General features: G+C 63.8%; 14 protein-coding genes. 8 read left to right on the plus strand and 6 right to left on the minus strand.

The genetic code is table 11. The features are described from left to right. Positions 1 to 37 precede the first annotated feature (37 nt). Genes ACSYG9_RS05345 through ACSYG9_RS05360 form a run of 4 tightly spaced genes read left to right on the plus strand, consistent with a single transcriptional unit; the run spans position 38 to position 3,541 of the window. Positions 38 to 1,318, plus strand: coding sequence for an aromatic ring-hydroxylating oxygenase subunit alpha (locus ACSYG9_RS05345; RefSeq protein WP_454841480.1), 1,281 nt, complete (start codon positions 38 to 40; stop codon positions 1,316 to 1,318). Further along, positions 1,311 to 1,805 carry an aromatic-ring-hydroxylating dioxygenase subunit beta gene (locus ACSYG9_RS05350; RefSeq protein ID WP_454841481.1) on the plus strand — a complete coding sequence of 165 codons (495 nt, stop codon included), beginning with the start codon at positions 1,311 to 1,313 and terminating at the stop codon, positions 1,803 to 1,805. Before ACSYG9_RS05345 ends, ACSYG9_RS05350 begins: the two co-directional genes overlap by 8 nt. 9 nt (positions 1,806 to 1,814) lie before the next feature. Further along, a complete protein-coding gene (locus ACSYG9_RS05355) occupies positions 1,815 to 2,564 on the plus strand; it encodes an SDR family oxidoreductase (RefSeq protein WP_440126160.1) in 750 nt (249 codons plus the stop codon). A 26-nt stretch (positions 2,565 to 2,590) separates the two neighbouring features. Beyond that, entirely contained in the window at positions 2,591 to 3,541 is a 951-nt protein-coding gene (locus tag ACSYG9_RS05360) for a PDR/VanB family oxidoreductase (RefSeq protein ID WP_454841482.1), read from the plus strand. 6 nt (positions 3,542 to 3,547) lie between these two features. Here ACSYG9_RS05360 and ACSYG9_RS05365 read toward each other — a convergent pair whose 3' ends face one another. From ACSYG9_RS05365 to ACSYG9_RS05375, 3 genes are all read right to left on the minus strand, one after another. Next, the gene (locus tag ACSYG9_RS05365; protein WP_454841483.1) at positions 3,548 to 4,204 is read right to left on the minus strand and encodes a response regulator transcription factor; all 657 of its coding nucleotides are present in this window, start codon (positions 4,202 to 4,204) and stop codon (positions 3,548 to 3,550) included. After that, the gene (locus ACSYG9_RS05370; protein ID WP_454841484.1) at positions 4,201 to 4,491 is read right to left on the minus strand and encodes a hypothetical protein; all 291 of its coding nucleotides are present in this window, start codon (positions 4,489 to 4,491) and stop codon (positions 4,201 to 4,203) included. Before ACSYG9_RS05370 ends, ACSYG9_RS05365 begins: the two co-directional genes overlap by 4 nt. Before the next feature lie 89 nt (positions 4,492 to 4,580). Next, a complete protein-coding gene (locus ACSYG9_RS05375; RefSeq protein ID WP_454841486.1) occupies positions 4,581 to 5,873 on the minus strand; it encodes an amidase in 1,293 nt (430 codons plus the stop codon). A gap of 177 nt (positions 5,874 to 6,050) precedes the next feature. Here ACSYG9_RS05375 and ACSYG9_RS05380 point away from each other — a divergent pair, with 177 nt between their 5' ends. Both ACSYG9_RS05380 and ACSYG9_RS05385 read left to right on the plus strand, forming a co-directional pair. Next, complete coding sequence (locus tag ACSYG9_RS05380) at positions 6,051 to 7,466, plus strand: MFS transporter (protein ID WP_454841488.1); 1,416 nt, start codon at positions 6,051 to 6,053, stop codon at positions 7,464 to 7,466. 25 nt (positions 7,467 to 7,491) lie between these two features. Next, positions 7,492 to 8,691 carry a flavin reductase family protein gene (locus ACSYG9_RS05385; RefSeq protein WP_454841490.1) on the plus strand — a complete coding sequence of 400 codons (1,200 nt, stop codon included), beginning with the start codon at positions 7,492 to 7,494 and terminating at the stop codon, positions 8,689 to 8,691. Between the two features lie 11 nt (positions 8,692 to 8,702). Here ACSYG9_RS05385 and ACSYG9_RS05390 read toward each other — a convergent pair whose 3' ends face one another. After that, entirely contained in the window at positions 8,703 to 9,146 is a 444-nt protein-coding gene (locus tag ACSYG9_RS05390) for a hypothetical protein (protein WP_440126167.1), read from the minus strand. Positions 9,147 to 9,182: 36 nt separating this feature from the next. Beyond that, positions 9,183 to 9,746, minus strand: a complete 564-nt coding sequence (locus ACSYG9_RS05395; protein WP_440126168.1) for a WHG domain-containing protein — start codon at positions 9,744 to 9,746, stop codon at positions 9,183 to 9,185. 18 nt (positions 9,747 to 9,764) lie between these two features. On the opposite strand from ACSYG9_RS05395, the gene ACSYG9_RS05400 reads away from it, so the two are divergent. Together ACSYG9_RS05400 and nhaA are read left to right on the plus strand one after the other, a co-directional pair. Continuing rightward, the gene (locus tag ACSYG9_RS05400) at positions 9,765 to 10,451 is read left to right on the plus strand and encodes a lysophospholipid acyltransferase family protein (protein WP_454841493.1); all 687 of its coding nucleotides are present in this window, start codon (positions 9,765 to 9,767) and stop codon (positions 10,449 to 10,451) included. A gap of 80 nt (positions 10,452 to 10,531) precedes the next feature. Continuing rightward, positions 10,532 to 12,385: a Na+/H+ antiporter NhaA gene (nhaA, locus tag ACSYG9_RS05405; RefSeq protein WP_454841494.1), complete on the plus strand. Its 1,854-nt coding sequence runs from the start codon at positions 10,532 to 10,534 to the stop codon at positions 12,383 to 12,385. Positions 12,386 to 12,441: 56 nt separating this feature from the next. Here the strand turns inward: nhaA and ACSYG9_RS05410 are convergent, their stop codons facing one another. Further along, the gene (locus ACSYG9_RS05410; protein ID WP_454841495.1) at positions 12,442 to 14,445 is read right to left on the minus strand and encodes a TerD family protein; all 2,004 of its coding nucleotides are present in this window, start codon (positions 14,443 to 14,445) and stop codon (positions 12,442 to 12,444) included. Positions 14,446 to 14,651 lie beyond the last annotated feature (206 nt).

A 14,651-nucleotide genomic window follows, 5' to 3' on the forward strand; every position in this document is an offset into this window, starting at 1 on the left:
GACGCCCGCACGACACGAATTTCGAAAGAAGAGCACCATGACAACGGTCGAGCATTCGATCCAAGAGAATTACGGCGACCTCGTCGGCACCGATCGTGTCGCCGGCCGGCTCTACACCGATCCGGAAATCTTCCGCGTGGAGATGGAAAAGATCTTCTACCGCACGTGGGTGTGGGTCGCGCACGAGAGCGAAATCCCCGAAGCCGGATCGTTCAAGACCACGCAGGTCGGCGATCAGCCGGTGATCGTCACCCGCGACCGCAAGGGCAATTTCAACACCCTGCTCAACCGGTGCCGGCATCGCGGCGCAACCGTGTGCGACCAGCGCAGCGGCAAGGCGAACGGTTTCACCTGCCCCTACCACAACTGGTCGTACGCACTCGATGGTCGCCTGCGCGGCATCCCGTACCCGGACGGGTACGAGGGTGTCATCGACAAGAAGGACTACCCGCTCCAGACCCTCCGCACCGAGAGCTACATGGGAATGATCTGGGCGACGTTCAATCAGGACGCGGAGCCGCTCGAGGATTTCCTGGGCGACTCCAAGATCTGGATGGAGCGGTTCTTCAAGCAGAGCAACGGTCTGCCGACCAAGGTCATCGGCGTGCACAAGTTCCGATTCAAGGGGAACTGGAAGATCCAGCTCGAGAACACCACCGACGGTTACCACTTCCCGATGGTCCACAAGTCCTGGATGGCCTCGGTCGATGCGGAAACCGCGAACATGATGTCGTTCATGGACGATCCGAGCGCTGAAACGCACTCGCTCGGCAACGGGCACAGTGTCGCGATCATGGCAGCTGCCCACATGGACCTCGACATCGACGACGGCACCGAAGAGATCCAGCCCCGATTCCGGCATCTCGTCGACGAACTCGCCGAAGCCGGCGAAAGTCCCGAGCGGATCCGCCGATACATGCGCTCGATGCACGGATGCGGATTCAACCTCAACACGTTCCCGAACGTGGCGATGTCGTCGTCGTTCTTCCGCGTGCTCATCCCCATTTCCGTCGACGAAACCGAGATCTGGCACATGGCCATCGGCATGGACGGCGGACCCGAGAGCGTCAACCGGGAGCGGCTGCGCATCCACGAACATTTCCAGGGACCGTTCGGTTTCGGTAGCCCCGACGATGCCGAAGGCTGGACCCGGGTGCAGATCGGCGCCGGCGGCAATCCCAACATGCCGATCCTCGTCAACCGCGGCGAGGGACGCGAATATCTCACCGAAGAAGGCTGGCCCACTTCACATGTCACCGACGAAACGGGAATGCGTGAGGCCTACGCAATGTGGAAGAAGTTGATGAGCGATGACTGACCTCACCCTGGCGGACCCCCGCGTCCTGCGCGCGATCGAGCTCATCTGGAAGGAAGCCGAAGCGCTCGACGACAAGGATTACAAGTCGTGGGAGCAGATGTACACCGACGATGCCCATTACGTCGTCCCGATCGACCCGGATACCGACGATTTCGGGTCGTCGCTCAACCTGGTGTACGACGACAAGCGAATGCGGCGTCTTCGTGTCGAGCGCATGCTGCAGGGCTATTCACCGTCTGCGGTAGCGGCGGCACGCACCGTCCGGGTCATCTCCCGCTTCACCGTGCGGGAGCTCACCGACACCTCCGTCACCATTCGCTCGGCCCAGATTCTCAACGCGTTCAAGCGGAACGAGTTCCTGACACTCGGCGCGAACCTGACCCACACCGTCGTCTTCGGCGACGAGGGTGACGACAAGATCTCTCTCAAGGTGATCCGTCTCGTCGACAGCGAGGACGCGGTCAGCGCCTCCGGTTACCTGCTGTAAGGAGCTGGTATGACCACCACCAACGGCATCGCGGTCGTCACCGGCGCCGCCGGCGGAATGGGCGCCGTCATCGCCCGGAAACTGCACACCGACGGCCGGCGCGTCCTCCTCGCCGACCTCGACGGTGGCGCCGCCGACGCACTCGCATCGGAACTGTCTGCGGACGGATCCACCGCGCGCGGCGTCAAGCTCGACGTCGGTCACAAGAGCGGGTTCGAGGAGGGACTCGCGGTGTGCGAAGAGCTCTGGGGCACACCCACGATCCTCGTCAACAATGCCGCGGTCACCCAGGCCGCCGACCTGATGACGCTCGCCGAGGATGATTTCACGAGTGTCCTGAACACGAACATCAACAGCATCTTCTTCGGATGCCAGGTGTTCGGGGCCGCCATGGCCGACGAAGGTTTCGGACGGATAGTCAACATGGCGTCACTCGCGGGCCAGAACGGCGGCACGGCCACCGGCGGCCACTACGCCGCGTCCAAGGGCGCCATCCTCACCACCACCAAGGTGTTCGCGCGTGAGCTGGCGAGCCGGGGCGTGACGGTGAACGCCATCTCCCCTGGCCCGCACGACCTGCCCGTGGTGCGCAGGACGGTGCCCGCAGACAAACTCGAAGGCATCATCGCGGGGATCCCTGTGGGGCGCCTCGGAAGCCCGTCGTTCATCGCCGACACGGTCGCGTTGCTGACCTCCGACGACGCCTACTTCGTCACCGGCGCTTGCTGGGACGTCAACGGCGGACTGTACGTCCGCTGACTGTTGCTACACAAGGAGAAACGGACATGGCACTCATCGACGTCATCGTCTCCGATATCACCCAGGAAACTCCGACCATCAAGTCGATCAGGTTGGAGAAGCCCGACGGGTCGCCGCTGGGTACCTATCTTCCGGGTGCGCACATCGACGTGGAAGGGCCGACGGCCATCACCCGGCAGTACTCGCTCTGCAGCACCCCCGACTCCGCGGACTCGTTCGCCTTCGCCGTCAAACGTGAGGCGAACTCCCGCGGCGGGTCTGCCGCCCTGCACGAACTCGCGGTCGGCGACAGACTCCGCATCAGCGAGCCCCGGAACCTCCTCGGCATCGCAACCAGCGCTCGACACCACGTACTCGTCGCCGCAGGCATCGGCATCACCCCGATGCTGAGCATGGCCCGCTACATGGATGTCCACGACATCAGCTTCGAACTTCACTACTTCGCCCGCACCGAAGCCGAAGCGGCGTTCCTGCCGTTGTTGAACGACCGCTGCCCCGAGAAGCTCCACGCACACATCGGAGTTTCCCGCGACAGCCAGGAGCAGATACTCGACGCGGCCTTCACGACATTGCCGGCAGGTGCGCACGTCTACACGTGCGGACCGGACGGATTCATGGACAAGGTCGTCGCGGTCGCGGGCAGGCACGTCGCCGCCGACGCCGTCCACCTGGAGAACTTCCACGCCGCCGAACAGCCCGACGCGTCCGAGAACGCGGCCTTCGAAGTGGAACTGGAAGGCGAGACCTACGAGATCCCCGCCGACAAGAGCATCGTCGAGGTGCTCCAGGAGAACGGTTGCGACGTCGACACCTCCTGCCAGGAAGGAATCTGCGGCACCTGCATCATGCAGGTACTGGAAGGGTCGCCCGAGCACCGCGACAACGTGCTCACCAAGGACGAGAAGGAATCGGGTGAGGTCATGGCGGTATGCGTGTCGCGCACGAAGAGCCCCCGGCTCGTGCTGGACTACTACTGATCGGAACTAGTACCGATCGGCGTCCGGGACCTCCACTCCGTACCGGAGAAGGTCCCGGACGAAGGTTCCGATGCTGTCGGAATCGGTCTTGCTCTTGATTCGGGCGCGATGAACATCAACCGTCTTCACGCTCATACCCAGCCGTCGAGCGATGTTCTGGCTGGGCAGTCCTTCGACGACCAGAGCGAGGATCTGCCGTTCCCTCGGAGTCAGGCACTCGAGCTTCTCCTGCACGATCGTGCGTGAAACATGTTCGGCAAAACGGGTTCTGGCTCTCTCCGCGCCGGACTGCACGGCGTCGAGCAGTCGCTGTGGATCGTAGGGCTTCTCGAGGAAATCCATCGCCCCCTTCTGCAATGTCGAGACGGACATCCGGATATCGCCATGCGCTGAAACGAAGATGATCACGACGTGCGGGGCGAATTCGTTGATTCTCTCCTGCAAGCGTGTACCGCTCATTCCGGGCATCCGCACATCGAGCACGATGCACGCGGGCGTCGAACCGTCGTACACGTCGAGGAAAGCGTCAGCACTGTGGCAGATCACCGGCTTGATGCCGATGCTCTCGAGAATCCAGTCGACGGAATCGCACAGCGCGGGATCGTCGTCGACGACGTACACCGTCGCCTCGGGAATGTCCCCGGTCGCGCGCGCGGCGGTCATTCGGTGTCTCCTCCCACCTCGATATCGTCTCCGGGCTCGGCGCCCTCTCCCCACCTGGCTTCAGCAGTCCAGTACCGCGCTCCCACCGCGCTGAGCTTGGGCTCCCACGGCGTCGTGCGCCTCAGCAATGGTTCCTCACCGCGCACCGATCGGTCGGCCGCTTCCGGACCGTCCGCCTCGACCGTCCAGTGCACCCAGTTGACCTCGCGACCGTACTCATCGTGCACGAAAAGGTCGACGTGATGCCACCCGTAGTTGAAGGTGTCCTCGTAACATGTGAGGAACATCCGGTGATGGTCGACCGGTCGCGGTGTCAGTATCCCGGCATTCCCAGAAATCACGCTGTCTCCTGAATCCTTCGGCGTTGCAGTCACTGTCAGCCATCTACCGGGGAAAGCTCACGCAGTGCGGCCTCGAGCTTCTCGCCCACGTCGAACAGATACTCCTCGCCTCCTGCAGATCCGATCACCTGCAACCCCAGTGGAAGACCCGACACGGTGCGGGCACCCGGCACGACCACCACAGGCGCTCCCAGCAGTTGCCACGGACGACTGAGGATCGGCGAGCCGGTCACGGACAGGCCCTTCGGCGCAGGCCCCGTGGCGGCAGGACCCACGATCACCGAAGGCCCCTCGAGAATCTCGCGCAGGAGGTCGCGCGACCGATCGCGCCGAATCAAGGCCGCGGAGTACGCCGACTCGGGCATCTCGCGACCCTGCAGCAGCAGATCCCGAATCTGGGGACTCAGGTCGTCGCGATGCGTGTCGAATTCATGGGCACGCTTGCGTGCGGCTTCGTACCCCATCACCGTGAGGTGGTCGTCGGCGAGGGTCTTGACGTGGTCGTCCCAGTCGAGCGGTTCCGATCGGAACCCCAAATCACCGAGGAGAGCGGGAAGTCGACCCAGCAGTGCGATCATCGCGGGATCAAGATAGTCGAGGTAGCTACCGCCCCAGACGAACACACTGGTTTCCTCACTGGACGGATCACTCGGTCGCCCGCTGACGAACGCGTCGTACACGTAACGCAGGTCGGCGACAGTTCGGGTGAGAAACCCCAGGGAATCCAGCGATTCGCTCAGGCCGAGGATTCCCGACATGTCGGTGGTGCCGTGTGCAAGGACCATTCCCGCTGCACCGCAGTACGACGCGGGACGAGTCAGTGATCCTGCGGTCTGAGTGCCGAGGGCCAGCGGTACAGTGCCTGCGCCCACTGCCGCGGCGGAACCGCTCGACGACCCGCCGGGCGTGTGATCGAGCGCGCGCGGGTTACGTGTGGGGCCGGGACGGAAGTAGCCGAACTCCGTCGTCACGGTTTTCCCCTGAATGACGGCGCCGAGCGAGCGCAGTCTGGCGACGCAGGGCGCATCGGTGGTGACCGGCGAGGAGGGCGTGACGGACGAGCCGGCCCGTGTGGGCATACCCGCGACGTCGATGAGGTCCTTCACGCCGACAGAGACACCCCGCAGGGGGAGGTCGCGTCGGTCGCGGTCGACGTCCGCTGCCTCTGCCATTGCCGACCGGGACAGCTGCACCCAGGCCTCTAGTTCCGGCTCATGAGCCTCGATCGCCGCCCTGGCGTGCGAGACGAGTTCCACAGCGGTGGTCGAACCCGCTCCGATCGACCGCACCTGATCCTCAACCGAGAAACCGACCGCGGGTGCGTTCACATCTTCCTCCTACGTTCGCTGGCCTCCCATTCTGCCCAGTGAGCGCGGCCGACGACAGTAAAGGTTTCTCTCCTACCCGAGCCCGGACAGGCCAAATATGTTTTCCACACCGTCGGCCCGATGTTGTCTTCGAGTGTTTCCCGCACCATTCCCAGCCCACAAGAAAGGCGGCTGCACATGGCTTCGTCCGTGGCGCCGGACAAGATCATCGATTCTCCCCGACCGGGGACATCGAAGAAGATCGATTTCGGCAGAATGAACCGCAAGGCCTGGCTCGTCACAGCACTGCTCGTCCTGTTCCAGATCGTCGCGTTCGCCGACAAGGCAGTGCTGGGACTGGTTGCGTCCGAGGCGATTCCCGATCTGGGTATCTCCGCAGTCGAATTCGGCTTCATCGGCAGCGCCTTCTTCTTCCTGTACGCCGTGGTGTCTGTCGTGACCGGCTTTCTCGCAGCGAGGTTCTCGGTGCGGTGGATCATCCTCACGATGGGCGTCGTGTGGGCGGTCATGCAGTTCCCCATGCTGCTAGGTGGCGGTGCCGCGATCCTGCTCGTGACCCGCATCGTGCTCGGCGGTGCCGAAGGGCCGGCCACGGCGATGTCGCTGACCTCGGTCCACTCGTGGTTCGAGCCGCGCCGCCGTGCTCTGCCGTCGAATCTCGTGGCTGCCGGCTCCACCCTCGGTCCTGTTCTCGCCGCGCCCGCACTGGCGTGGGTCATCGGCGAGTGGGGTTGGCGCTGGGCCTTCGGTGTCCTCGGTATCGTCGGCTTCGTCTGGGTGGTCGCATGGGTGTTGCTCGCCGGCGACGGCCCGTACTCGGGTCATGGCAAACACGGCGAGGACGGCGTGCACGCTGAACCTCCGGCCGAGATGGACACCGAGGACGTCGACAAGCAGAAGCCCGTTGCTCTTTGGCGCGCATTCGCCAGCCTGACCTTCCTCGCTGCGGTCATCGGCGGCGGCTCCAACTTCTGGGTCCAGGGTTTCGTGACGACATGGCTTCCGCAGTACCTCGGCACGGTCGTCGGGCTCTCCCTCCCTCAGGTCGGCACGGTCACTACCATTCCGTGGATCCTGGGCGCGATCGTCCTGCTGTTCCTCGGTTTCCTCGGCCACCGGCTGATGCAGAAGGGCTTCGATTCGCACCGCTCGATCGCGATCCCCTTCGGGATCGCGGCACTCGTTGCCGGTGTCTGCTTCATCCTCGTCCAAACAGCATCAGGCGTCTTCGCTGTGGCACTGCTCTGTATCGCAGCCGGTTGCAGCCTCGCCTACCCCATGACCGCATCAGCATTAGCGTTCTCCGTGGGCAAGAAACAGCGGCCCATCATGATGGCCACGCTCGGTGGTGTCGCCTCCGTAGGAGCGATCATCTCCCCCACACTCGTCGGATGGCTGATGACCCGAGCCGGGTATGTCTCGCCGCCATCCGGATCGGAACTCACTCCCGAGATGGCGAACAACATGGCCCACGGTGTACACCAGGCATTCACGATCACCGGTGTCGTCCTCCTTGTCGGCGGCGCACTGTGCATCCTGTTCCTCCGCCCCGAGGCCCTCGGACGCAAGCTCCAGGCCGGCTACAGCAAGTAATCTCCCCCGAGCAAGGAGGGCACTCATGTCCACCGATACCACCATCGACATCGACAGTGACATCGACAAGGGCCTGTTCCGCGAGGTGATGGGTCACTACCCCACCGGCGTCGCGGTAGTCACGGGTCGCGCTGACGACGGCGAACTGCTCGCTCTCGTCGTCGGCACATTCAGCTCGGTATCGCTCGAGCCTCCACTCGTCTCATTCATGCCGATGAAGACATCCAAGTCGTTCGACAAGCTCCGCCGATGCGGCTCGGTATGCATCAACATTCTCGGCGGGGAACAGGAAGACCTGGTCTCCACGATCGCACGACGATGGGAGAACAAGTTCGACGGTATCGACTGGTTCAGCTCACCGTCCGGCGACCCGGTGCTCGAACAGTCCGTTGCGTGGATCGATGCGCGCATCACGAATTCACTGGACGCCGGTGACCATTGGATCATCCTCTGCAGCGTCAACGACATGGCTGTCACCAATCCTGTTGCGCCGCTGCTCTATTTCCAAGGTGGCTACGGCAGTTTCGTCAGTACCTCGCTGATGGCCCGGATGGATCACGAGATTCTCGACGAGATTCAGGATGCCGAGATCGCGCGTGCCGACGTCGAGGCCCTCGCCCGAACCATCGGATGCGAGGTCATCCTCTACACGGCAATCAGCAGAGATGAGATGGCGACGGTCCTGTCCGCAATAGGGGCCGGGGTCGATCGGGAGAACGGCCTTGCACGGCGCATACCGATCGTGCCGCCCATCGGCGACAGTGTGGTCTTCGACCGTGCCGACGACGAACAGGAACACTGGCTGGCCAAAGCCCGCGGCGTCGACGAATCCGTGAAGGAGCACTACCGGCAGCGAATCGTGTTCCTCCGCACCCACGGGTATGTACTGTCGCTGCTTCCGCAGGAGGGCATCGCCGCCTACGACACGATGTGTGAGGCGACGCGTCGATACCAGTGCGGACGCTTGACACCTGTACAGGAACGTGACATCCGGGCCTCGATCGTCGAATCGACCGTCGACTATCGCCCACGGGAACTCGATCCCGAGCTTCACTACAACGTGGGCTCTGTGGTACTCCCCGTCCGCGATCGGGACGGTCACCACACCCGGACGCTACGTCTGGCCCAGCTTCCGACACATGCGTCCGGAGCGACGGTCGAGGAATGGATTTCCGGGGCCAAGGCAGTCGTCGCGGTGTTGGAAGGACGATCCGGTCGTCGGTAGATGCAGCTGCACTACGCCTTCAGCACCAGCAGGAACCCACCACCACCTGCATCGATCTGGGTGTCGAACTGCATGTCGGGTTCCAGACGCGACAGTCGGTCGAGCAGCCACGCGGAAGCGTCTTCGGCATCGGATTTCGCGGGGCACCGCGCGACGGCGACGCGCCCACCCTTCCGTCTCAGCTGCTCGACCACGCCGATTATGGGCGCGGGGTCGACGACGAACAGATGATCGGGCCACGGTACGACAGGCTTGACAGCACCTTTCTTGGTGTTGCAGGCACGGTGCGCGAGCCGCTCGGCCCCGCCCTTCCCCTTGGCGCCCTTCTTGGCAGCATTGATGTTGTCGATGCTGGGGCCACGCGGGTCGTTGACCGACATCTCGGAGTCCACCGGTTCGTCGCACAACCAGCATCTCCACGACTCGCGGTCGCCGACTTCCTGAAGGGTGCTCATGGCGTCGAACGCTACCCGTGGAGTCGACGGGGGAAGTCACCGGAGACTGTTCCGCACCACACGGTCGATCAGGTCGCCTTCGTCGACTCCCGACGCGGCGAGCCCCAGCGACCCCGTCGACGAGAGCACCGCAATCCCGTGGACACCGGTCCACAAGGCCGCAGCCCGCTGATGCGCGTGATCCGTGCCTGCAGACTGCTCGATCATCGTGACCAGCCACGCGAACAGCGGTTGCGACACGCTTCTCAGCTCGGCACCGGAGCCTTCGAGCAGGTCGTGCCGGAAGATCAGGGTGAACATGGCCCGCCTGCGCTTGGCAAAGTCGACGTAGGCAACTGCCAGCCCGGCAAGATCGCTGTCCGATCCTGCCGCCGCGACGAGTACAGCCGAGAGGTCTTTCAAGCCGACCTCGGCGATCGCAGCGAGCAGGCTCCTGTGCGTAGGGAACCACCGACGCGGCGCACCGTGCGAAACCCCAGCGCGCCGCGCGATCTCTCGGAGACCGATCTCAGCCGACCCGGTTTCTTCCAACAACTCGACGCCAGCTTTCACCAGCGCCGATCTCGTAGTCTCCGTCTTCACGTAGACAGTGTCTCCCATTGCGTGTAGACACTGTCTATGCGTTTGTGGAGTGCATGCTTCTACCGGCTGTGTCGGCACGTCCTGATCGGACCGGTCCTGCACCTACCCAGGCGTCCGAAGATCGTCGGTCGCGAGAACCTCCCCCGGCACGGGCCGGTCATCGTGGCAGCCAACCATCTTGCAGTACTCGACTCGTTCTACCTGACGCTTGCCGCCCGGCGGCAGATCACCTTCCTGGCAAAGCGCGAATACTTCGACAGAAGCGGCCTCGTCGGCAACCTCCAGAAGTGGTTCTTCTCGACCATGGGCCAGATTCCGGTCGATCGCCGAGGAGGATCCACGGCAGCGTCCGCCCTCGAAGCCGCAACCGGGATCATCGAGCAGGGCAGAGCGTGGGGGATCCACCCGGAAGGCACGCGCTCACCCGACGGACGTCTCTACCGGGGACGAACCGGCGCGGTCCGGGTCGCACTCGATACCGGGGCTCTGCTTGTGCCGGTGGCGATTACGGGTACACGGTCGGCCGGATCCGTCCCGTGGTGGCGACGCAGAGTCACGGTCGAGATCCTCGAGCCATTGGACCTGACGCCGTTCCGGGGTACCGGAGCTGCGGGTGCGCGAGCAGCCACAGACGCGTTGATGCTCGAACTCGCCGCTCACACCGGCCAGGAGTACGTCGACGCGTACGCGAAAGAATGGGCGACGCTGCGAGCGAGCTCGTGACCGGTCGAGTCGCGGCCCGGGTGCCCTCCAGCGGCGATAAGCTGGCCGACGACTGAGAGCGGACTTCGAATCGGGGACACATGGCGGTCGACGAACAGCCTGGGAAACTTCGACGGATATCGCTGACCCTTGCTGGAATTCGTGACGGCACCGATGACGACAAACTGTCGGCCGGATTTCTGCTCGCGGCCACCGTGGTGGCGTTGATCTGGGCCAACGTGGGTGACTCCTACCAGGCGTTCTGGCACACACCACTGACCATTGCGATCGGCGACTACGGCATCACTCTCGACTTGAAGCACTGGGTCAACGACGCAGTCATGACCCTGTTCTTCTTCGTCGTCGGTCTGGAAGTGAAACGCGAACTCACCATCGGAGAGCTCACCGACCGCACCCGGGCCGCAGTCCCTCTGCTGGCTGCGATCGCCGGCCTGGCGGTGCCCGCTGCGCTCTTCCTGCTGCTCAACCCCAGCGGGGAGGCTGCCGGTGCGTGGGGCGTGGTGGTCTCCACCGATACAGCCTTCGTGCTGGGCGCACTTGCATTGGTCGGGCCGCGGTGCCCGGCTCGACTACGCGTATTCATCCTCACCCTCGCAGTAGCCGACGACATCGGCGCTCTCGCGATCATCGCCTTCTTCTACACCGACGAGCTGCGACTGGGTTATCTGCTGCTGGGCGGCGTGGGACTGCTTCTCATCCTGCAGTTTCGCCGGCTCGAGGTGTGGCGTGGCATCGCCTACTTCATCGTTGCGGCAGGAACGTGGGTGGCGTTCTACGAGTCGGGTGTGCATCCCACCCTCGCCGGGGTGCTGATCGCGCTGATCCTTCCCGTTTACCCACCGAGACGAAACGAGGTGGAACGTGCGGGTGAGCTCACACGAGCCTTCCGTCAATCCCCCAACTCCGACTATGCGCGCGCCGCACAGCTCAGCGTGCTTCGGGCGGTATCCGTCAACGAGCGGCTGCTGCGGTTCTATCAGCCGTACACCGCGTTTCTCGTGGTGCCGATCTTCGCGCTCGCCAACGCCGGAGTCGTGATCACCGGGCAGACGGTGAGCGACGCGCTCAGGTCGCCGATCACGTGGGGCGTCATTCTCGGTTTGGTGCTGGGAAAACTGGTCGGTATCACCGCCGCCACCGCGGTGTTCTCGCGGCTGCGCCCCGGTGCCCTCCAACCGGGCCTCACGTTGTCGCAGATCAGTGGAGGCGCTGCCCTCGCAGGCATCGGATTCACCATCTCCCTTTTCATTGTGGATCTGGCATTCGAATCTCCCGACGCTGCCAACGACGCCCGCATCGGCGTGCTCGTCGCGGCCGTTCTCGCGACCGGACTGGGGTGGGTGTTGTTCAGGCGCTCGGATCACCGCCGCCCGCCCGAAGGCGTCACCGGACTCGTGCTGTTGAGGCCGGTCGACCCGGACAGAGACCACCTGCGTGGATCGGTGGACGCGCCGCTCACCCTCGTCGAGTACGGCGATTTCGAATGCCCGTTCTGCAGCGAAGCCACCGGAAGTATCCGAGAGGTGCACGGGCACTTCGGCAATGAGCTTCGCTATGTCTTCCGGCACCTACCGCTCGACGAAGTGCATCCGCACGCGCGTTTCGCAGCCGAGGCCGCCGAGGCCGCGGGCGTGCAAGACCGATTCTGGGAGATGCACGATCACCTGTTCGCCCACAGCGACGCTCTGACCGAAGACGAAATCTACGAGCATGCCGAGCAATTGGGGCTCGACATGGAGCGATTCGCCGAAGACTTGCGGCTGGGACGGTACCGGCATCGGGTGGAGGACGACGACCTCGACGCGGCCTCCAGCGATGTGCACGGGACACCGACGTTCTACGTCGGCGCCACCGGCTCGGATCTCACCCTGCACACCGGGCCGTTCGATGCGGCGACCTTGATCCGGAAACTGGAAGAAGTCCGTGATCGGTAGGGACCGCACACTCACCGAGTGATGTGCCGAATGCAGCGCCGAAGTTGCCCGCTCCGCTATTCGGTCACGACGTCGGACGGATCAGCCCTCGGCTGTTCGGTCTGCTTGGGTGCGGCCGGAACGAATTCACGCAGTTTCTGGACGACCGTACCGTAGAAGGCATCGGTCGACGATGTCACGCTGCTGATGAAGCTCGCCGATGTTCCCGAACGCCGACTCCCCATCGGGAAAGACTGCTCGAGACAGAACGACACGATGTCGCCCGAACGGCCGGCGGTCAACACCTTCGGGTCGGCCCGCACCGCATCCAGATGGTCACACGCCTCATTTCCACGCTCGGAGAACACCGCCTCGAGTCGGACATCGCCAGGCGCATCAACGAGTTGCTTGAGCAACCACGTCAGGCGTCGGCCCGCGGTCCCCTCGTTCGGCGCGTCGATAGTGGTGCGGCAACGAATCTTGTTCGTCCGCACATCCGCAGTCACCGTCAGATCCCCTGCCGTATCCGGAATGCGGAGGACTGCCTCGAATACCCCGTCGGTTGCCAGTCTCGCTGCGACCGCGGCATTGCGAGTAGCCGGGTCGGCACTGAACTTTCGGGGCAACACGTGTTTGACGTTGACACCGAGTTCGGCGGTCAATCTCAGAGCGAGGTGCCGCGCGAGCGACACCCAGGTATCGGCGACGGCAGCAGCCTTGTGATCGCCACCGCGCAAGGTGCCTGCGATCACGGAGTCGCGCACCGTCACCCAGTGCCTGCCCATATCGACGAACTCGACCACACCCGAGCGCGGATGCTCGAGATAGCGGAGAAACTCGGCGAGAATCCAGGACTGGAGGTCATCGTCGATTCCACCGTGCGAGAGCAACATTCGTGCCTCGTGCGCGACCTCGGCCCACGACAGGTGCCGAAGCGCCACTTTGGCAAGCTTACGGCGGTCCACCTCGACGGGCAGTTCTCCCGCGCTCGCGGGAACATCGTTCGAGAGGCTGACCACTACGTCGTATTTCTTCTTGCGCGCCACGTCGAGGTAGTTCTCGAGCTGTTCTTTCTTGAGTTTGCCGTTGCCTGTCTTGACCTCGAGCAGGCCCGTCCACAGCCGGCTCCCGCGTGACACCTTCAGCACACCGTCGGGGATGACCTTCGTCTCTCCTCGCTCGTACTGCACCTCGACATAGCCCTCGAAAACACCGGCTGGTGCGCCCATCCGAGCACATACCGCGCGCGCAAAGGGCCTTACGGCCTGCATGGTTGCGACGAGAGCCGATGTCGCGCGCCGCTCTTGCTCTTCTCCCGCTCCGATACCGGCTACCGAGAACAACCGCGCGGGTTGCCACATTTCATTCTCGGCGAGAGTGAATTCGATCGGTTTCGACTTCTTGACCGCACGTTTGGCGGTGCGCACACCCCGAGTCCTTGCCTTCTCCGACGTTGCACTCGGCTGAGCAGATGCCGCGACGGGTACTTCGACCGGAACGGGAGTGACGATTGCGGGGTCGTCCGATGCTGCACCATCGAGGGCAGGTTCGTCGTCGATATCGACACCGAAATCGGCCGCCAATCCGGACAGGCCGGAATCCCAGCCTTGTCCTATTGCTCGGACCTTCCATTGATCGCTTCTTCGGTACACCTCGCCGAACACGAATGCCGACTCAGTGGTCGCATCTGCGGTCACGTATTCCGCCATCGTGTGCCCTGCCCCGTCGACGACCCGCAACGCGAGCTTCCCCAGATCACCGAAGCTCCCGGATCCGACGCTGCCCGCGAGAGCGATCGTATGTACATCCTCGGGAATCGAGGACAGTTCTATCGCGATCCGCGCCTGCGCACCGTCTTCGGTTGCACTCGTACCCAGGAAGCGGACGGAGCCTTCCAGCGACTCGGGCTGGTTGTAGAAGACGAAGTCGGCGTCGGAGCGGACTCGTCCATCCGCACCCAAAAGTAGCGCTGATACGTCGACTTCGATCTCCGATTCGGTCCACCCGAGCACCACATCGAACTGCTCCGCTTCTGCAGGCAGTGTCATGTTCTGGCCCTTGGACAGCAACGGGAAATCCATCGAAACCACCTTTGTCGACCGAATCAGCAAAGCCCGCACGGGCACCGCGAGAGCCGGGCTGCGCGACGATCGGCTTCGATCTGCCCAGAGATCTTCGCCGAGCTACCGACCGTACGCGCCAGTATCTCCGATGCTGCCTCAGCCCGGTGTCGTCTGCACGAACGACACCGCGACGATCGTCTCGGTTTCGGCTGCGAACTTCGAGC

Source organism: Rhodococcus sp. SJ-2 (genome assembly GCF_053750035.1).